The 18,921-nt window shown below is 67.6% G+C and carries 14 protein-coding genes; 10 read left to right on the forward strand and 4 right to left on the reverse strand.

All coding sequences use genetic code 11. From position 1 onward, the window contains the following. Positions 1-562: 562 nt before the first annotated feature. A complete protein-coding gene (locus AC06FP_RS11835) occupies positions 563-1,120 on the reverse strand; it encodes an NUDIX hydrolase (RefSeq protein WP_478075627.1) in 558 nt (185 codons plus the stop codon). A gap of 179 nt (positions 1,121-1,299) precedes the next feature. Here AC06FP_RS11835 and AC06FP_RS11840 point away from each other — a divergent pair, with 179 nt between their 5' ends. From AC06FP_RS11840 to AC06FP_RS11865, 6 genes are all read left to right on the forward strand, one after another. Continuing rightward, positions 1,300-2,778, forward strand: a complete 1,479-nt coding sequence (locus tag AC06FP_RS11840; RefSeq protein WP_478075628.1) for an amino acid permease — start codon at positions 1,300-1,302, stop codon at positions 2,776-2,778. A 58-nt stretch (positions 2,779-2,836) separates the two neighbouring features. Further along, a complete protein-coding gene (locus tag AC06FP_RS11845; RefSeq protein ID WP_478075629.1) occupies positions 2,837-4,276 on the forward strand; it encodes an amino acid permease in 1,440 nt (479 codons plus the stop codon). A 17-nt stretch (positions 4,277-4,293) separates the two neighbouring features. Next, complete coding sequence (locus AC06FP_RS11850; RefSeq protein ID WP_478075630.1) at positions 4,294-4,938, forward strand: methylthioribulose 1-phosphate dehydratase; 645 nt, start codon at positions 4,294-4,296, stop codon at positions 4,936-4,938. 50 nt (positions 4,939-4,988) lie between these two features. Then, positions 4,989-5,543 carry a 1,2-dihydroxy-3-keto-5-methylthiopentene dioxygenase gene (locus AC06FP_RS11855; RefSeq protein ID WP_478075631.1) on the forward strand — a complete coding sequence of 185 codons (555 nt, stop codon included), beginning with the start codon at positions 4,989-4,991 and terminating at the stop codon, positions 5,541-5,543. A gap of 207 nt (positions 5,544-5,750) precedes the next feature. Then, entirely contained in the window at positions 5,751-6,449 is a 699-nt protein-coding gene (gene mtnC / locus AC06FP_RS11860) for an acireductone synthase (protein ID WP_478075632.1), read from the forward strand. A gap of 217 nt (positions 6,450-6,666) precedes the next feature. Then, positions 6,667-7,164 (forward strand): MgtC/SapB family protein, encoded by a 498-nt coding sequence (locus tag AC06FP_RS11865; protein WP_478075633.1) that lies wholly within the window; start codon positions 6,667-6,669, stop codon positions 7,162-7,164. A 15-nt stretch (positions 7,165-7,179) separates the two neighbouring features. Here AC06FP_RS11865 and AC06FP_RS11870 read toward each other — a convergent pair whose 3' ends face one another. Together AC06FP_RS11870 and AC06FP_RS11875 are read right to left on the reverse strand one after the other, a co-directional pair. Then, positions 7,180-8,346, reverse strand: coding sequence for a metallophosphoesterase (locus tag AC06FP_RS11870; protein WP_478075634.1), 1,167 nt, complete (start codon positions 8,344-8,346; stop codon positions 7,180-7,182). 240 nt (positions 8,347-8,586) lie between these two features. Continuing rightward, positions 8,587-10,443 carry a DUF885 domain-containing protein gene (locus AC06FP_RS11875; protein WP_478075749.1) on the reverse strand — a complete coding sequence of 619 codons (1,857 nt, stop codon included), beginning with the start codon at positions 10,441-10,443 and terminating at the stop codon, positions 8,587-8,589. Positions 10,444-10,613: 170 nt separating this feature from the next. Between AC06FP_RS11875 and AC06FP_RS11880 the strand changes: the two genes are divergently transcribed. Further along, a complete protein-coding gene (locus AC06FP_RS11880; protein WP_478075635.1) occupies positions 10,614-11,882 on the forward strand; it encodes an amino acid permease in 1,269 nt (422 codons plus the stop codon). On the opposite strand, the gene AC06FP_RS11885 is transcribed toward AC06FP_RS11880, so the two are convergent. Further along, a complete protein-coding gene (locus tag AC06FP_RS11885; RefSeq protein WP_478075636.1) occupies positions 11,820-12,344 on the reverse strand; it encodes a MarR family winged helix-turn-helix transcriptional regulator in 525 nt (174 codons plus the stop codon). The two genes, AC06FP_RS11880 and AC06FP_RS11885, sit on opposite strands and share 63 nt — an antisense overlap. 29 nt (positions 12,345-12,373) lie before the next feature. Between AC06FP_RS11885 and AC06FP_RS11890 the strand changes: the two genes are divergently transcribed. The 3 genes from AC06FP_RS11890 to AC06FP_RS11900 all read left to right on the forward strand — a co-directional run bounded on the left by AC06FP_RS11890 (position 12,374) and on the right by AC06FP_RS11900 (position 18,881). Further along, positions 12,374-13,474 carry a GNAT family N-acetyltransferase gene (locus AC06FP_RS11890; protein ID WP_478075637.1) on the forward strand — a complete coding sequence of 367 codons (1,101 nt, stop codon included), beginning with the start codon at positions 12,374-12,376 and terminating at the stop codon, positions 13,472-13,474. A gap of 94 nt (positions 13,475-13,568) precedes the next feature. Then, positions 13,569-14,540, forward strand: coding sequence for a C13 family peptidase (locus tag AC06FP_RS11895; protein ID WP_478075638.1), 972 nt, complete (start codon positions 13,569-13,571; stop codon positions 14,538-14,540). A 228-nt stretch (positions 14,541-14,768) separates the two neighbouring features. After that, the gene (locus AC06FP_RS11900; protein ID WP_478075639.1) at positions 14,769-18,881 is read left to right on the forward strand and encodes a HigA family addiction module antitoxin; all 4,113 of its coding nucleotides are present in this window, start codon (positions 14,769-14,771) and stop codon (positions 18,879-18,881) included. Positions 18,882-18,921: the final 40 nt, after the last annotated feature.

Genomic DNA, 18,921 nt, shown 5'->3' on the forward strand with positions numbered 1-18,921 from the left:
TACGGCATGGAGACGCGGTGTTGTGTCCCAGCGCACATCAGCAACGCCATGTGCCGCAGGGATCCTTCCGCCGCGCAACCGTCCCGACCGAACGACGCCTGCAGGGCAGCCCTTGTAGGAGCGGCTTCAGCCGCGAAGGCTCCCGGGCATCGCCGCGAAGAGCATCGCGGCTGAAGCCGCTCCTACGGCATGGAGACGCGGTGTTGTGTCCCGGCGCACATCAGCAACGCCATGTGCCGCAGGGATCCTTCCGCCGCGCAACCGTCCCGACCGAACGGCGCCTGCAGGGCAGCCCTTGCAGGAGCGGCTTCAGCCGCGAAGGCTCCCGGGCATCGCCGCGAAGGGCATCGCGGCTGCAGCCGCTCCTACGGCATGGAGACGCGGTGTGGTGTCCCAGCGCACATCAGCAACGCCATGTGCCGCAGGGATCCGTCCGCCGCGCAACCGTCCCGACCGAACGACGCCTGCAGGGCAGCCCTTGCAGGAGCGGCTTCAGCCGCGAAGGCTCTCGGCATCGCCGCGAAGGGCATCGCGGCTGAAGCCGCTCCTACGGCAACGGGCCTCAACGCGTGGCGGCCTGCCAGCGCAGTGCCATGCGCCGCAGGGATTCGTCGGCCTGCGCGTCCGCGGCGATGGCGGCGATGTCGCGCCAGGCCAGGTCCAGCGACTCGCCGCTGACCACGAAACGCTCGTCCGCTCCGGCGCGCACCACGTAGCGCGCGTCGTAGTGCCAGTGGCCCGGTACCTGCCCGCGTTCGGGAATCCAGTGCCGGTCCAGGTCGAACGGCGCCTGCGATTCCAGGCGCAGCCCGGGCAGGCCCGATTCTTCCTCCGCCTCGCGCAGCGCCACCGCGGCCAGGTCGCGGTCGCCATCGGCATGGCCGCCGAGCTGCAGCCAGCGGTCCAGCTTGCGGTGGTGGGTCAGCAGCACGCGGCGGCCATCAGCGCTGACCAGCCAGGCGCTGCCGGTGAAGTGGCCGGCCAGGCGCGCGCGCGCGAACGGGTCCTCGCCGCCCTCGTCCAGCAGCTGCCGGAATTCATCGGCCACCGCCGCATGCTCCGGCACCCGCCGCGCATAGTCCTGCAGCGCGGCGCGCAGGCTCCCCTCGTGTTCGTGCATGACTGCAGGCACATCCCATCGGTCCGATCCGGCGCCCATTATCGCCGTCCATGCTGCACCTGCGCTTGTCGGTTTCCCTCGCCTTTGGCAAGGTAGGCCGTTGCCGGCGGTTCAGCTTGCATCGTCCCCTGCGCCTCCCCTGCGGAGGCGTGGAAACACCCAGGTCTGGAAAACAGCGAATGCTCAAAACACTGTTGAGGGTCAAACCGGTCGAGCCGACCGCACACGTGGATGCCGGCGAACCGGTGGAAGGCAGCCTGCAGGGCGAAGCCACGCTCAAGCGCACCCTCACGGCCAGGCACCTGATCCTGCTGGGCATGGGCGCGGTGATCGGCGCGGGCATCTTCGTCATCACCGGGCAGGCGGCGGCCCACCACGCCGGCCCGGCGATCATGCTCTCGTTCGTGCTCGCCGGCCTGGCCTGCGCCTTCGCCGGCCTGTGCTACGCCGAGTTCGCGGCGATGATGCCGGTCTCCGGCAGCGCCTATTCGTATTCCTACGCCACCCTCGGCGAAGGCATGGCCTGGTTCATCGGCTGGTGCCTGGTACTGGAATACCTGTTCGCCTCCTCCTCGGTGGCGGTGGGCTGGTCGGCATACCTGCTCAGCTTCCTCACCAGCACCCTGCACCTGCCCTTCCCCGACGCGCTGACCGCCGCGCCGATCGCCTGGGAGAATGGCCAGTTCGTCGCCTCCGGCAAACTGCTCAACCTGCCGGCGGTGCTCATCATCGCGGTGATCTCGGGGCTGCTGTACGTCGGCGTCACCCAGTCCACCTTCGTCAACGCGGTGATCGTCGCGATCAAGGTGGCGGTGATCTGCCTGTTCGTCGGTTTCGGCGCGATGTACGTCAATCCGGAGAACTGGACGCCGTTCATCCCCGACAACACCACCGGCGTGTTCGGCGAGTTCGGCTGGAGCGGCGTGTTCCGCGCGGCCTCCATCGTGTTCTTCGCCTACATCGGCTTCGACGCGGTTTCCACCGCCGCCGGCGAGACCAAGGACCCGCAGAAGAACATGCCGATCGGCCTGCTCGGCTCGCTGGCCGTGTGCACCCTCATCTACATCGTGGTCTGCGCGGTGATGACCGGGCTCATGCACTACAGCAAGCTGGGCACCGACAAGCCGGTGGCCACGGCGCTGGAAGCCTACGCCAGTCTGGCGTGGCTGAAGACCTGGGTGGAGATCGGCGCCATCGCCGGCCTGTCCTCGGTGGTGCTGGTGATGATGATGGGCCAGACCCGCATCGCCTACACCATTTCCCGCGACGGCCTGCTGCCGCAGGTGTTCGGCAAGGTGCATCCGAAGTTCCGCACGCCGCACCTGAGCACGGTGATCGTCGGCGCGGTCGCCGCCGCGCTGGCCGGCCTGGTACCGCTGAACGTGCTGGGCGAACTGGTGGCGATGGGCACCCTGCTGGCCTTCGCCACGGTCTGCATCGGCGTGCTGATCCTGCGCCGCACCCGCCCGGAGATGCCGCGCGCCTTCCGCGTGCCGGCGGTGTGGCTGGTCGCGCCGCTGGGCGCGCTGATCTGCCTGGGCCTGTTCGCGATGGCCTTCGCCGCCCACTGGCTGGTGTTCGTGCTCTGGAACGTGCTGGGCGTAGCCATCTACCTGGGCTACGGCATGCGCCACAGCAAGCTGAACCGGAACGCCTGATCCTCTCCGGCCGGCACGCGCCGGCCGTTCCTGCACGCACGACGAGCGAAGACGCACCATGTTCAAGCAACTGTGGGCCACCAAACATCCGCACGCCGCCCATGAAGAGGCCAACGGCCTGAGCCTGCGCCGCACCCTGGGCCCGTGGGGCCTGACCGCGCTGGGCATCGGCGCGGTGATCGGCGGCGGCATCTTCGTCATCACCGGCCAGGCCGCGGCCAACCACGCCGGCCCGGCGATCATGCTGTCCTTCATCCTGGCCGCGGTGTGCTGCGCGTTCTGCGCCATGGCCTACGCCGAGTTCGCGGCGATGGTGCCGGTCTCGGGCAGCGCCTACACCTATACCTACGCCACCTTTGGCGAACTGTCGGCCTGGTTCATCGGCTGGATGCTGGTACTCGAGTACGGCGTCTCCGCCTCGGCGGTGGCGGTGAGCTGGACCGGCTACTTCCTGAGCCTGCTCAGCCATTTCGACGTCCACCTGCCGGCGGCGCTGGTCAACGCGCCGCTGGACGCGCAGCTGCGCCCGACCGGCGCCATCGCCAACCTGCCGGCCGCCGGCCTGGTGCTGCTGCTGACCTGGCTCTGCTATGTGGGCATCCGCAAGTCCTCGGCGATGAACATGGCCATGGTCATCCTCAAGACCGGGCTGATCGTGCTGGTGATCGTCGCCGGCTGGAAATACGTGGACCCGGGCAACTGGACGCCGTTCATCCCGGCCAACGAGGGCCCGGGCAAGTACGGCTTCGAGGGCGTGCTGCGCGGCGCGGCGATGGTGTTCTTCGCCTACATCGGCTTCGAGGCGGTATCGGTGGCGGCGCAGGAATCGCACAAGCCGCAGCGCGACATGCCCATCGGCATGCTGCTGTCGCTGGTGGTGTGCACCGTGCTGTACATCGCCATGGCCGCGGTGATGACCGGCCTGGTGCCATACAAGCTGCTGGGCACCGCCGAGCCGGTGGTCACCGCGGTGGCCGCGCATCCGCAGCTGGGCTGGCTGCGCATCATCGTCGAGGTTGGCGCGCTGATCGGCCTGTCCTCGGTGGTGCTGGTGATGATCATCGGCCAGCCGCGCATCTTCATGATCATGGGCCGCGACGGCCTGCTGCCGCCGGTGTTCACCCGCATCCACCCGAAGTACCGCACGCCGCACATCAACACCGTCATCACCGGCATCGGCATCGCCCTGCTGGCGGCGCTGTTCCCGCTGGACATCCTCGGCGAGCTGACCTCGATGGGCACGCTGATCGCCTTCGCCGCGGTCTGCGCCGGCGTGCTGGTGCTGCGCCGCACCCACCCGGAACTGCCGCGTCCGTTCCGCATGCCCGCGGCCTGGCTGCTGTGCAGCCTGGGCGTGCTCAGCTGCGTGGCCCTGCTCACCGCCATGACCCTGCACAACTGGATGCTGATGGGCCTGTGGACCCTGACCGGCTTCGTCATCTATTTCACCTACAGCCATCGCCACAGCAAGCTGCGCGAGCCCAACAGGCAGGGCTGAGACCGTAGAATGGGGGCATGAACGCCCCCACTGCTCCCTATGACGCCCAGCGCCTGAGCGAACTGGCCCAGCTGCTGATCGACAACGTGCGCGAACTGGCCCGCGCCGGCTGGACGCCGGCCACCAGCAGCAACTTCTCGCACCGCCTGGACGAACGCCACGCGGCGATCACCGTGTCCGGCAAGGACAAGGGGCGGCTGGTCGAGGCCGACATCATGGTCGTGGACTTTGACGGCAGGGCCGTGGGCCGGCCGCTGCGCCCGTCGGCCGAGACCCTGCTGCACACCCAGCTCTACGCGCGCTTCCCGGACGTGAACTGCGTGCTGCACACGCATTCCCCGGTGCAGACCATCGCTTCGCGCCTGTACGGCGGCGACGGCCATGTCCGCCTGGAGGGCTACGAGCTGCTCAAGGCGCTGCACGGCAACTCCACCCACGAGACCGCGGTGGAGCTGAAGGTGTTCCCCAACACCCAGGACATGGACGTGCTCGCCGCGCAGGTGGAGGCCGAACTGGACAAGGGCCCGATGTGGGGCTACCTGATCGACGGCCACGGCCTGTACGCCTGGGGCCGCGACATGGCCGAGGCGCGCCGCCACCTGGAGGCCTTCGAGTTCCTGCTCCACTGCGAACTGGAACTGCGCCGGCTGCGCGCCGGTTGAAGCGGCCGCGCCTGCTACCCTTTCCGTCCCCCACGCCTCGAGCCGCCGCCATGAGCCGACTGCGCATCTTCAACGACACCGATCCCGCCACCCCGCTGCTGGACAGCCGCGACGGCCAGGTCATCAGCGCCGAGCTGAAGAAGATCGGCGTCACCTTCGAGCGCTGGCAGGCCAAACACCCGGTCGCGCCGGGCGCCAGCCAGGAGGAAGTGTTCGCCGCCTACCGCGAGGACATCGACCGCCTGGTCGCCACGCACGGTTTCAAGAGCGTGGACGTGGCCTCGATCGCGCCGGACAACCCCAACCGCGCCGAGATCCGCCTGAAGTTCCTCGACGAGCATTACCACAAGGAGGACGAGGTACGTTTCTTCGTCGCCGGCTCGGGCCTGTTCACCCTGCACGTGGACGACCGGGTCTACGAGGTGGAATGCGTCAAGGACGACCTGATCTCGGTGCCGGACGGCACCACCCACTGGTTCGACATGGGCGCCGAGCCGAGCTTCGTGGCGATCCGCTTCTTCACCGAGCCGGACGGCTGGGTCGGCCACTTCACCGGCACCGACATCGCGCGGCGCTTCCCGCGCTACGAGCCGGGCACCGCCTGAGCTTCGTGCCCCTCTCCTTGCAGGAGAGGGAGCGGGGTGACCGATCACTCTCTTCACCCTGCTGTCCCGCCATACCCCCCATCCGCCCCCTGCGGGGCAGCTGCATCCGGCACATCCTGTGCCCCACCCTTCGGGCAGCTTCGCCGTGCAGATCGACCGTCCTGTCGACCTGTCGCCCGCAGGGAGAAGGAAAACAAAGGCACCGCCATGACCACCCGCGCCATCCTCACCGACATCGAAGGCACCACCTCGAGCATCTCCTTCGTCAAGGAAGTGCTGTTCCCCTACGCCCGCGACGCCCTGCCCGGCTTCGTGCGCGCGCATGGCCAGGAGCCGGAAGTGCGGCGCTGGCTCGACGCCGTGGCCACCGAGATCGCCGCCAGCGCCTGCCAGGACGAGGTCATCGTCGAGGCGCTGCAGGGCTGGATCGACCAGGACCGCAAGCACACCGCGCTCAAGGCGCTGCAGGGCATGATCTGGGACGCCGGCTACCGCAACGGCGACTACACCGCGCACCTGTACCCCGAGGTGGCCGCGGTGCTGCGCGGCTGGCACGCCGCCGGCATCCCGCTGTACGTGTATTCCTCCGGCTCGGTGCCGGCGCAGAAGCTGTTTTTCGGCTACAGCGACGCCGGCGACCTCAACGGCCTGTTCTCCGGCAACTTCGATACCGAGATCGGCGGCAAGCGCGAGGCCGCCAGCTACGCGCGCATCGCCGCGGCCATCGGCCTCGCGCCGCACGAGATCCTGTTCCTGTCCGACATCGTCGAGGAGCTGGATGCCGCGCGCGAGGCCGGGCTGCGCACGGTGCTGCTGGACCGCCGCGACGACTACCCGATGCCGCGCACCGGCGAGGCCACGCACGGGCATGCGCGCGTGGAGAATTTCGAGCAGATCGTGCTCTGAAGCCGCCGCCGCGCGGTGGCGGCGCATGAAAGCGACGACGGCCCCTTCCGGGGCCGTCGCCGTCTGCGCGTCCTGCTGCCTGCGGTCGCGCCATCGGCCGCCAACGCCTCGCCGCCTCGGCGCTGATGCGGCCCTCACCCGAAGCGCATAGGCCCGATGCTAGCGTGCGGCGGGACGACGTCGTCGACCCGCTGTCCATCCGCGCCGGAGGCACCCGATGAGCATCACCGCACAGGTCGGCCAGGCGCTGGCCGCCGAGTTCACCCTTCCCGACGCGGGCACGCTGGCCGTCGTCGCCGCGCGCCTGCTCACCGCCATCGTGCTCGGTGGCCTGCTGGGCCTGGAACGCGAGAGCAAGGGCCGCGCGGCGGGGTTGAAGACCCACATCCTGGTGTCGGTGGGCTCGGCGCTGTTCGTGCTGGCGCCGCTGCAGATGGGCATCAGCGGCGCCGACGTCACCCGCGTCATGCAGGGCATCGTCTCCGGCATCGGCTTCCTCGGCGCCGGCGCCATCCTGAAGCAGGACCGCAAGGAACGGGTGCAGGGCCTGACCACGGCCGCCGGCATCTGGATGACGGCGGCGATCGGCATGGCCGCCGGCATGGGCATGCAGATGGTGGCGCTGGCCACCACGGTGGCCGCGCTGGCGGTGGTAAGCGCGCTGCCGCGGCTCATGCCCGACAGGAAGCCCGACAGCATGGCCGGCGAAGGCTGAAGCGGGTGCGGCCCCTCAACGGCCGGGCGCGGGCGCGCGCTTCAGCACCAGCACGTCGATGCTGGACGGCACGCCCAGGCGCACGCTGAAACCGTCCCACTGCCCGGCGCCGCTGCTGACGAACAGGGTCATGGCGCCGACCCGGTAGTCGCCGCGCACATAGCCGTCGTTGGCCGGCGCCACCACCCAGCGGTCGAAGCCCAGCATGTGGCCGCCATGGGTATGGCCGGATACCTGCAGGTCGAATGCGCCGCTCGCCGCCGCTTCGCGCGCCTGCTTGGGCTGGTGGGCGAGCAGGATGTGCGCATCGCTGCCCCTGGCCGCGGCGATCACCGCCGGCAGGTCGGGGGCGGGCCCGCCGCGCATGTAGGCGCCAGGCCGGAGCGCGGCCAGGTCGCCCACGCCGGACACCGCCAGCGTGCGGCCATGGATCCGCAGTTTCGCGGTCTGGTTCTCCAGCACGCCCAGGCCCAGGCCGCGGAAGTGCGCCATCCAGCGCCGGTAACCGTGGTAGTACTCGTGGTTGCCCGGCGCCACCCACACGCCGTAGGGCGCGGCCAGTTCCGCCAGCGGCGCGACGAACGCCGCCGAATCCTCGACCTCGCCATCCACCATGTCGCCGGGCAGCACGATGAGGTCGGGCCGCGCGGCCATCACCGCGTCGACGATGCGCTGCGTGCGCCAGCTGCGCTTGACCGGGCTGGCATGCACATCGGCGAGCACCGCCATGCGCAGGCCGTCCAGCTCCCGCGGCAGCCCCGGCACCACCAGTTCGCGCTCATGCACCCGCGGCGGCTTCAGACCGTTGCAGATGCCGAGCGTGGCCAGCAGCACGATGACCGCGGCGGCGGCCTGGTTGCCACGCACGCCATGCCACGGCCTGGCCAGTGCGGACGTGCGCGGCGCCAGGCGCGACAGCAGCCAGCCGGCCTCGCGCAGCACCAGGAACACCAGCAGCATCACGAACATCGCCAGCACCCAGCCGAACACCAGCTGGATCCAGGCCTCGGCCGCGTAGGCAAGCACGTCCATGCGCCACAGCGCGGCGAAGCCCGTTCCCAGCAGGGCCAGCAGAACGGTGATGCCGAGGTGCCAGCGGCGCTGCCGCCGGCCAGGGAACTGCACGGGCCACCACAGCCACAGGGCCAGCAGCGGCAGGATCAACGATACGATCAGGGTCATCTGCGGAGGCCGCAGCCAGGCGTACGCGGGCGCGCCACGCACCGGCTGGCGGAACGTCGTTCAAGGGGATGGCGGGTACTGTGACACAGCCCCGCCGCGACACGGACGCCCCGGCTGCACCGGTGCGTTCCTTCCATGGGCGCGCACCGCATGGGCAAGGCGATGGCGCCTCCCATGGCGGGCGCCATCGAGGTGGCACGGGGCGGCGCCGCAACGCCGGCCCCGTGCATGCGCCCGCGCTCAGCCGCCCTGGGTGGCGATCCAGCGGTCGACCTTCTCTTCCAGCACGTCCAGCGGCACCGAGCCGTCCTTCAGCACTTCGGCGTGGAACTGGCGGATGTCGAACTTGCCGCCCAGCTTCTGCTCGGCGCGCCGGCGCAGCGCCTGGATCTTCAGTTCGCCGGTCTTGTAGGCCAGCGCCTGGCCCGGCCAGGCCATGTAGCGCTCGGCTTCGGCGATGGCGTCCGGTTCGCTGACCGAGGAGTTGGCGAACATGTAGTCCAGCACCTGCTGGCGGGTCCAGCCCTTGGCATGCAGGCCGGTGTCCACCACCAGCCGCACCGCGCGCCACAACTCGCCCTGCAGGCGGCCGAAGTAGCTGTACGGATCGGTGTAGACGCCCAGGTCCCTGCCCAGGCTTTCGGCATACAGACCCCAGCCCTCGATGAAGGCGGTCTGCCCACCGAAGCGGCGGAACGCCGGCACGCCCTGCAGCTCCTGCTGCAGCGCGATCTGGAAGTGGTGGCCGGGGATCGCCTCGTGCAGGAACAGGTCCTCCGCATCCCAGGTCTTGCGGGTCGGCAGGTCATAGGTGTTGACGTAGAAGATGCCCGGGCGGCTGCCGTCCTCGCTGGGCGACATGTACTCGCCACCGGCGGCCGACTGCGCGCGGAACGCCTCGACCGGGCGGATCTCGAAGCCGGCCTTCGGCGTCAGCGAGAACAGCTTCGGCACGTTGGCCTCGATCGTCTTCTCCAGCCCGCGGTAGTGCGCCAGCAGCGCGTCCTCGGATGCGAACTCGAACTGCCGGTCGTGCTGCATGAACTTGAAGAAGTCCTGCAGCGAGCCCTTGAAGCCCACCTGCTCCATCACCTTGCGCATCTCGCCGTGGATGCGCTCGACTTCCTGCAGGCCGATCTGGTGGATCTGCTCGGGGGTCTGCTCGGTGGTGGTGCTCTGCCTGGCGTTGAAGGCATACCACGCCTTGCCGTCGGGCAGCGCGTCCAGGCCCACGCTGTCGCGGGTGGCCGGCAGGTATTCGTTGGCGATGAAATCGCGCTGCTTCCGGATCGCCGGCATCAGCTGTTCGGCGATCAGCGTACGGAACGCGGCGGTCAGGCGCTCCTTGTCGGCGGCCGGGAAATCGGCCGGCATCGACGTGACCGGCCCCCAGAACTGGCTGTCTTCCGGCCTGGCGGCGATGATCGCGTCGAACTGCGGCACCACCTTCTCCATCAGCACGCGCGGCTGCACTACGCCGGCCTTGATGCCTTCGCGCATGTTGGCGATCTCGGTGTCCAGCAGCACCGGGATGCGCGCGGCGCGCTTGAGCCAGTCGTCGTAGTCCTTCACCGTCTTGAACGGCTGCGCGCCCTGGCCCGAGCCGAACATCACCGCGTAGCTGACCATCGAGCCCATCTGGTTGACCGGCATCATCCAGCCCGGGAACTTCTCCCCTTCCAGCGACTGCTTCTGCTCCTCGACGAAGATGCGGTAGCTCAGCAGGTCCTGGCCCTGCAGCCCGGCGTCGCCGATCTTCTGCACCTTGTCCAGCCATTGCACGGTGAAGTCGTGCACCTGTTTGCGGTATTCGGCCGAGCCCATGTCCGGCAGCTGGTCGTTGTAGCGCTTGTCGCCCTGGTAGGTGGCCTGCACCGGATTGAGCTTGAGCACGCCTTCCCAGTAGTCGGCATACAGCTGGTTCAGCTGCGCGGCCTTGTCGGCCTGCGCCGCCGGTCGGGCGGCATCGCCGCCGGCAGGCGGCGCGGAGGGGGAACAGGCGGCCAGCGCGACGGCCAGCGACAGGGAAACGGACAGGGCCAGCGGACGCAGTTTCATGGAGGAATCCGGCAGTGGGACGAAGCCGCCAGCGTCCATGCGTGGCGGCGGGGCGGAAAGGGCCATAGGTCATTGTCCGGCCGCTGCCGTCGCGGGCCGGTCGGCAAACCGTCATAATCCGCGCCCATTCCGGCGCCGCCCGGCAGCCGCCCTCCCCCTGTCCGCCCGCTCCGGCGCCCGCCGCGACCGCGCCCCTGCCACGGTTTTCCATGACTACCTCGCACCGCCCGCTGGGCTTCTGGTCCGCCACCGCCCTGGTGGTGGGCAGCATGATCGGCTCGGGCACCTTCCTGCTGCCGGCCACGCTGGCGCCCTATGGCGCCGCCACCCTGGTCGGCTGGGCCATCACCCTGTGCGGCGCGCTGCTGCTGGCGGTCACCTTCGCCCGGCTGGCGCGGCGCTGGCCGCAGACCGGCGGCCCGTACGTGTTCGCGCGCAACGCCTTCGGCGAACTGCCCGGCTTCGTGGTGGCGTGGAGCTACTGGATCTCGATGTGGTGCGCCATCGCCGCCATCGCGGTGGCCTTCGCCGGCAGCGTCGGCGCCCTCTTCCCGGCGCTGACCGCCACCCCGGCGCGCGCGGCCAGCTGCGGCCTGGTCGTGCTGTGGCTGTGCGCCGGCGTGAACCTGGCGGGCCTGCGCGAGGCCGGCCGCCTGCAGCTGCTGACCACCGTGCTGAAGGTGGTGCCGCTGCTGCTGTTCGGGCTGGTGGCGCTGTGGTTCGTCGACACCGGCCGCTACGTGCCGTTCAACCCCAGCGGGGAATCGCTGGGCGCCGTGGCCGGCGCCACCGTGGCGCTGACGCTGTGGGCGATGATCGGCCTGGAGGCGGCCACCGTGCCGGCCGGATCGGTGGACGACGCCCCGCGCACCGTGGCCCGCGCCACCGTGGCCGGCACCGCCATCGCCGGCATCGCCACCGTGCTGGCCTGCACCACCGTGCTCGGCCTGCTGCCGGCCGACGTGCTGGCCCGCTCCAGCGCGCCGATGGCCGACGCCGCCGCCGCGCTGTGGGGGCCGGCGGCGGGCAGGCTGCTGGCGGTGGTGATGGCCGTGTCCTGCGTGGGCGCGCTCAACGGCTGGACCCTGCTCTCGGCGCAGCTGCCGATGGCCGCCGCCCGCGACGGCGTGCTGCCGCGCGCCTTCGCCCGCGAGAACCGCCGCGGCGCGCCGGCGTTCGGCGTCATCGTCAGCTGCCTGCTGGCCACGGTGCTGGTGATCAGCAACTACAACCGCTCGCTGGTGGACCTGTTCAAGTTCTCGGTACTGCTGTCCACCGCCGCCACCCTGCTGCCCTACCTCGCTGGCGCCGCCGCCTGGCTGTGGCGCGGCAACGGCCGCGGCTCGCGGCTGGCCGCCGCCGGTGCGCTGGCCTTCAGCCTGTACGCGCTGGGCGGCATCGGCGCCGAGGCGCTGCTATGGGGCGCCGGCCTCATCGTCGCCGGCCTGCCGATCTATTTCTGGCTGCGGCGCGGCTGAACCAGCCGCGCAGAGCTTCCCTGCGATCCGCTGCAGGTCGCGCAGGTCGTCGGCATCAAGCAGGTCGGCGAAATGCTGGCGGACGGACTCCAGGTGCTGCGGCGTCGCCGCGCGCAGCGCGTCGCGCCCCGTGCGGGTCAGCACCAGCAGGCAGCCGCGGCCATCCGCCGGGTCGGGCGCGCGCTCGATGAGCCCGCGCGCCTCCATGCGCGAGGCGTGCCGCGAGAGCCGGCTGCGCGACCAGCCCATCTTGGCGGCCTGCAGGTACAGGGTGCTGGTCGTGTCCGGGCGCTCGACCAGCGTGCTGAGCACTTCGTAGTCCGCTTCGGACAACCCCGTGGCGGCAAGCGCCTGCCCGATCCGCGTGCGCACGCCGACCGTCATGCGCCGGAAGGCGCGCCATGCCTCCTCCTCGTCGCCGTCGAGCCAGTCCGAGGTGGCCGTTCTGTTTTTTGTTGACATGTAAACGAATATTCCGCAATCTCGTTTACATGTCAACAAAAAAGCCCCGCATCATGGTGCTCGCCTGCAGCACCCGCCCCGGCGCGCTGGCGCCGGCAGTCGCAGACTGGTTCATGCGCGCAGCCGCGCCGCAAGCGGAGATACTGGGCATCGAACTGCTGCCCGTCTCGCTGGCCGACCTGGGCCTGCCATTCCTGGACGAGCCCGAGCATCCCGCGTCCGGCGTCTACCGGCAGCCGCATACACTGGCCTGGAGCGCGCTGGTCGACGGCGTCGATGGCTTCGTCTTCGTCACCCCCGAGTACAACCACGGCATGCCCGCCGTCCTGAAGAACGCGCTCGACTACCTCGGCCGCGAATGGGCGTGGAAGCCGGCCGGCTTCGTCAGCTACGGGCATACCTCCGCCGGTACCCGGTCGGTGCAACACGCCAAACAGAGTGCGTCCGCGCTCAGGCTCGTCCCGACCGGCGCGACGGTGTCCCTGCGCATCGGCGACAGCATCGTGGAGGGACAGGTGCGCCAGGACGCGCGACTGGACAGCCTCGCCGCCCGGTTGCTGGCGGAGACCGTCAGGCTGGCCCATGCGCTGCGGCCCATGCGCGAACCGCTGCAGGATTCGACCCAGGCCGGGCCGGTCGCCGGCTCCCATGCCCGGCGCCTGACCCCGGCGGACGCGCCCGACGTCATCGTCCTCCAGCGCTGCTGCTGGGTGGACGAGGCCCTTGCCAACCAGACCTTGGACATCCCGGCCCTGCACGAGGACCTCGACGCGGTGCGCGACTGGCTCGGGCAGTGGACCGCGCTCGGCCTGTGGCGCGACGGCAAGCTGCTCGGCATGGTCCGCGCCCGGCGCGATGGCGAGGCATGGAACGTCGGCCGCCTGGCCGTGGCGCCGCACATGCGCGGAAGCGGCATCGGGCGCTGGCTGCTGAAGCAGGTGGAAGACAGGGCCGAGCCCGCATGCGCCCTGGCAACGCTGGAGACTGGTGCCCGGAGCGCGCAGAACATCCGCCTGTACCTGAGCGAAGGCTACGCGCCGGTGCCCGGCACGGAAGGCGGCAGTGTCGCCCATCTGGCCAGGCCATTGCGGCGGACGGCGCCGACAGCTGGCGTGGCGGCCAGCCACTGAGCCACCGCCAGCACGGGCGGTCGCCCGCCATGGCCGCGCTAGAATCGTCCCGCCCTCCTTCGCGCCCGCACCGATGACGCCCGCACCCTCCGCCATGACGCGCATCGCCCGACGCTGCAGGGCGATGGCGCCCGTGCTGGCCCTGCTCTCCTGCATCTGGCCGGCACTGGCACAGACGCCGGACACCCCGCCCTGGCAGCCGACCACGCCGGCACTGGAAGGCGCGCAACGGGCCCTGCTCGATGCCGCGCTCGCGCGGTTGCCGCCGCAGCGGCCGGGCGTGACCGACCTGTACGTGCTGGGCGTGGCCGGCGATGCCGACGAGGACGTGTTCCGCAACGAGGTCGCCTACCTGCGCCAGTTGTCGGCGCAGCGCTGGGGTGCGGCCGGGCGCATGCTGGCGCTGGCCAATCAGCCGGATCCGCTCGCCAGCGAGGGCGCACTGCCGCTGGCCACCTACGAGAGCATCGGCCATGCACTGGACGGGCTGGGACAGGTGCTGGACCCGCGCGAGGACGTGCTGTTCCTGTACCTGAGCAGCCACGGCCTGGACGACAGCAGCTTCTACCTGCATACCGGCCCGGGCCAGGAGGACTACCTGGCGCCGGAGGACCTGGCGCAGCTGCTGGACGAGGCGAAGATCGGCAACGCGGTGATCGTGATATCGGCCTGCTATTCCGGCGGCTTCGTGCCGCTACTGAAGGCGCCCAACCGCATGGTCATCACCGCCGCACGCAGCGACCGCCCGTCCTTCGGCTGCGGCAACACCGACAGCGCCACCTGGTTCGGCCGCGCCTTCCTGGTCGAGGCGCTGAACACCACCCACGACTTCGCTGCCGCCTTCGGCATGGCCCGCGATACCGTGCGCCGGCGCGAGAAGCAGGAAGGCGAACTGCCGTCGCAGCCGCAGTTCTTCGCCGGCAAGGTGATCGCGCCGGTGCTGGCGCGCTGGCGCGCCGGGCTGCCGGAAAGCCCGGCGGTGCCCTACCCGTTCGTCCACGCGCCCGCGGAGGGCAACAGCAGCCGTACTGAGTCCCCCTATCAACCCGATGACCTGAACCTCTAATTCGTGATCGGCGAATCGACAGTCTAATCACTTAACCGAATGTCATCGGTTGGTTACGACCCAAAGCGGACCCTAAGTACCAAAGCTGCTCAGAGCAGGGAGGAGGGCGCAGCCTTTCCCGTCTCACAGGAACAAAGGCCCAGACCGTATTGCAGCGAGCCAACTCTCACGTTGTATCCTGTATCGCTGCACGCTACAGTCCCTCCATCGAGCTTGCTGGAGGCCGAAATGCCATCTCCCAACGATGCCCCTCATCCGGGCACTTGGATCCGCTCCAAGGTCATTCCCAGAGGCATGTCGGTCACGAAGGCCGCCCAGCTCATGGGAGTGGGCCGCCCCGCGCTCTCCAACCTCCTGAATGGCAATGCCTCCCTCTCGGCGGAGATGGCCTCCCGCCTCGAAAAGACTTTTCAGGTTTCTAGGGCCGAGTTGATCGAGATGCAGGCGCGTTATGACGCGGCGCAAACCCAGAGGCGCGGTGCGCCCGCCAACACTTTGGTGTACGTGCCGCCCTTTCTTCAGATCAAGGCCAACGACATCGAGGGTTGGGTGATCGACAACCTTCAAGCGCGCTCCCGCCTCGCCGTGCTTCTCCGCACTTTGGTGCACTCGACAGGGCGCGGACTGGTGAAAGTCGATTTTCCGGGCAACGACGATTCGCAAAGAAAAGGTTGCGACGGCGTGGTGGAAGCAAACGAAGGCGCTCCTTGGGTGCCTAGCGGCAAGTCGGTTTGGGAGTTCGGAACTGACGAGGAGGTCAGACGAAAGGCCAACAAGGATTTCAATAAGAGTGTCGAGGCAATTGTCGAGGATGAGCGAGCCGAGACGATCTTCGTTTTCGTCTCACCCCGCCGCTGGACTGGCAAGATCGCATGGCTCCAGGAAAAGAAGCGTTTGGAGCAGTGGAAAGATGTCTTGGTCTATGACGCGAGCGATCTGGAGCAGTGGCTTGAACAGTCCCTCCAAGGCCAAGCCTGGTTTGCCAATGAAACCAACCAGCCAGCCCGGCATGTGCGCACGCTCGACAGCTGCTGGGCCGACTGGGCAAATGTCGCATCGCCTCCGTTGTCGGGACTGCTCTTCAATTCCGCAATCGAGGCGGGTAAGCGAACGATCCTGGCGCGAATTTCCGAGCCGAGCGAAGACCCCATTCTGCTGGCCGCCGACTCGCATGAAGAGGCGTTGGCATTTCTTGCGCAGTTGTTAGCCGGGGACGAGGAGCGCCGAGCCTTGCGGGATCGGGTGTTGGTTTTTGACAAACCGGGTGTATTTCCCGAGTTGGCAGGTGCAGCGCGAAGATTTATTGCCGTCACGCACTCGCGCGACGTTGAGCGCGAGTTCGCGCCTCATGCAAAGAGCCTTCAGACCATCGTGATCTACCCCCGCAATGCCACTCCGGGAAAGCCCGATGTGCTTCTTGAGCCTGCGAGCCATGAGATCTTCAGCGCCGCGTTGGAAGCGATGGGGAAGAACCGGGATGAGATCAGTCGGCTATCCTCCGACTCAGGCCGATCCTTGACGGTCCTGCGTCGACTTCTTTCGACGGTTCCTGCTATCCGAGTGCCGCAGTGGGCAGGCGATCCGCAATTGGCAAGAAAGCTAATTCCTTTCCTCCTCGTCGGCGCGTGGGACAGCACCAACGAAGCCGACAGGAGTGCCTTGTCGGAGCTCGCGGGAGGCATGAGTTATGAGGAGCTGGAGAAGGATTGCCAGGCCCTGGCCTTGCGGGAGGACCCACCTTTGTGGTCGATCGGCACGTTCCGCGGCGTCGTCTCCAAGCTCGACTTGTTGCACGCGATCGCGGGCGTTGTGACTCAAAATGATCTCAAGACATTCTTCCAAGTTGCGCGACGCGTGCTGGGTGAAGATGACCCCTCACTCGATCTGGAGGAAAATGAGCGTTGGGCGGCTTCCATGCACGGCAAAACGCGTCAGTTTTCCGGAGCGTTCCGGGATGGAATTTCTGAAACCCTGGTCTTGCTCGCCGTACACGGTGCCCCGCCTTTCAGGCACCGACTTGGGATAGACCCCGAACGGGAGGCTGCGCAAGTCGTACGCGAATTGCTTCCCAACCCGCTGACGACCCGCGCCCTTGAATCCAACGACCGCGACCTGCCTTTGTATGCAGAGGCGGCTCCGGAAGAGTTTTTGGAAATCATCGAACGCGATCTCCGATCGAGCTCACCTGCATCCATGGGCTTGATGAGGCCCGTAGGTGGGGACTTCTTCAGCAGTCCTGTGCGGACGGGTTTGCTTTGGGCGTTGGAAGGCCTGGCTTGGAACCCAGGCTTGCTTCCTCGGACCGCTTTGGTGCTTGCACGACTTGCCAGCATTGAAATCAACGATAACTGGGGCAATAAGCCAATCAATTCGCTGCAATCGATCTTTCGCGCATGGATGCCGCAAACTGCGGCCGACCTCGATACGCGGGTCGCAGTCGTGAGGTTGCTGGCACGGAAGTTCCCGGCTATTGCCTGGAAGGTCTGCATGGACCAGTTCGGCCATCACCAGTCGGGACACTACAGCCACAAGCCGCGCTGGCGCTCCGAGGGCTACGGCTTTGGTGAGCCATTCCCAACATGGGGGCCCGTCCATGCCTTCCAGCGAGAGGTGATCGAGCTCGCCCTTTCCTGGCCGGAGCATTCACTCGAAACGCTTTCCGACTTGGTAGACCGAATGCAATTCCTGTCCCCAGAACATCAGGCTCGTGCCTGGGAACTCATCTCGACTTGGGGGAGTGGTTCGGCGAGTGACTCAGAACGAGCCAAGCTTAGAGAAAAAGTGCGTACTTCTGTTTTGTCCAGGCGAGCGGCGCTGCATAAGAAAAAAGGCGGCGACGCAGCGCTGATTGCCGCGGCCAAGACGGCCTTTCATGCACTCGAGCCGATCGGGGTCGTTAACCGGAACTTGTGGCTGTTCAAAGACCACTGGGTCGATGAATCCGCCGATGAACTGGAAGATCTCGACAAGCTCGATTATCGAGAGCGTGAGAAGAGAATCAGCAGACTGCGTGTATGCGCCTTGAAGGAGGTCCACCAGGCTGCGGGGTCTGCGGGTTTGCTGGAATTGGCCAGTCGGGGGCGCGCGTCATGGATTGTAGGATTGCTGACGCCCGAGGCAATAGAAACCAGGAAAGATCTGGCAGACCTCCTCACTTTGGCGTTTGATGCAGTGATAAGGGGTGTTGATGAGGCCCCTTCATTTAACAACATGGTAAGCGGAGCGCTTCATGCAATCGGAGATGATAGGGAGCGTGATGCTGTGATTTTCGCGGTCTCTAACGGGCGTTCCGAGCCAGATTTGGCCCGATTACTCACGCTTGCCCCCTTCGGGCGAGGCACGTGGAAACTGGTGGACGGTCTGGGGGAGACAGCCGCGAAGTCCTATTGGGACGACGTCAAACCGAACATCCTTCGGGGAGATGCCGACGAAAAGCAGGAGGGCGTAACGCGACTACTTGCTGCCCGGCGGCCCCGCGCTGCGTTCTGCAGTGTGAACCACGAGCTCGAGGTGCTTGACGATGAGATGCTCTTCAATCTCATGTCGGCGATCGCGAAGGATGGCAACGACAAGCCGGGCGAGTACCAGCTCGACTCATATTACATCGAGGAAGCCTTCAAGCGTCTCGATGCGTGTGGGCGATTTGATGTTGACCAGATGGCGGCGCTTGAGTTTGCCTACATGGAGGTCCTCCGAAAGCTTTGGGGCGAGGACAAGGGTTACGGCATCCCTAATCTGGAGCGGCATATTGAGGCCAATCCGGAAATGTACGTCCGTGCGCTCGTTTGGACGTACCGCCGGGGAGATAAGCAATCGGATCCCGAACCCTTCCGGGTCGAACCTGACCGATTGAAGGACATGGCGAAGCGGGGCCATCACCTTTTGGAAGCAATTCATCGAATTCCTGGCCACGATGACTTGGGCAACTTGGATGCACGCCGACTAGCAAAGTGGATTGCTGCGGTTCGGAAAATGGCCGCAGAGCTCGATCGAGTGGAAGTCGCCGATGTTTCCATTGGGAGATTGCTGGCGAACGCTCCTGTCGGAGAGGATGGCGCCTGGCCGTGCGCGCCCGTCCGAGATGTCATGGAGGAACTGCAGCTGGACGATGTGATGCGTGGGGCGCATACGGGCTTGTACAACTCGCGCGGAGCGCATTGGCGCGGAGAGGGTGGTGACCAGGAACGGGAATTGGCGGAAAAGTACCGGACTTGGGCCAACGCTCTTCAGATTTCGCACCCGTTTGTCTCCTCCAGCCTGCTCATGGGCATGGCCAAGACGTACGAGCGGGAGGCGAGCCGAGAGGACACGGCCTCCACTTTGCGTCGACGACTGCGCTGAGATTGAAATGCCAAGGTATATCCAGCGCGATTGCCGCAAA

Source organism: Stenotrophomonas sp. Steno-Z2 (genome assembly GCF_056393235.1).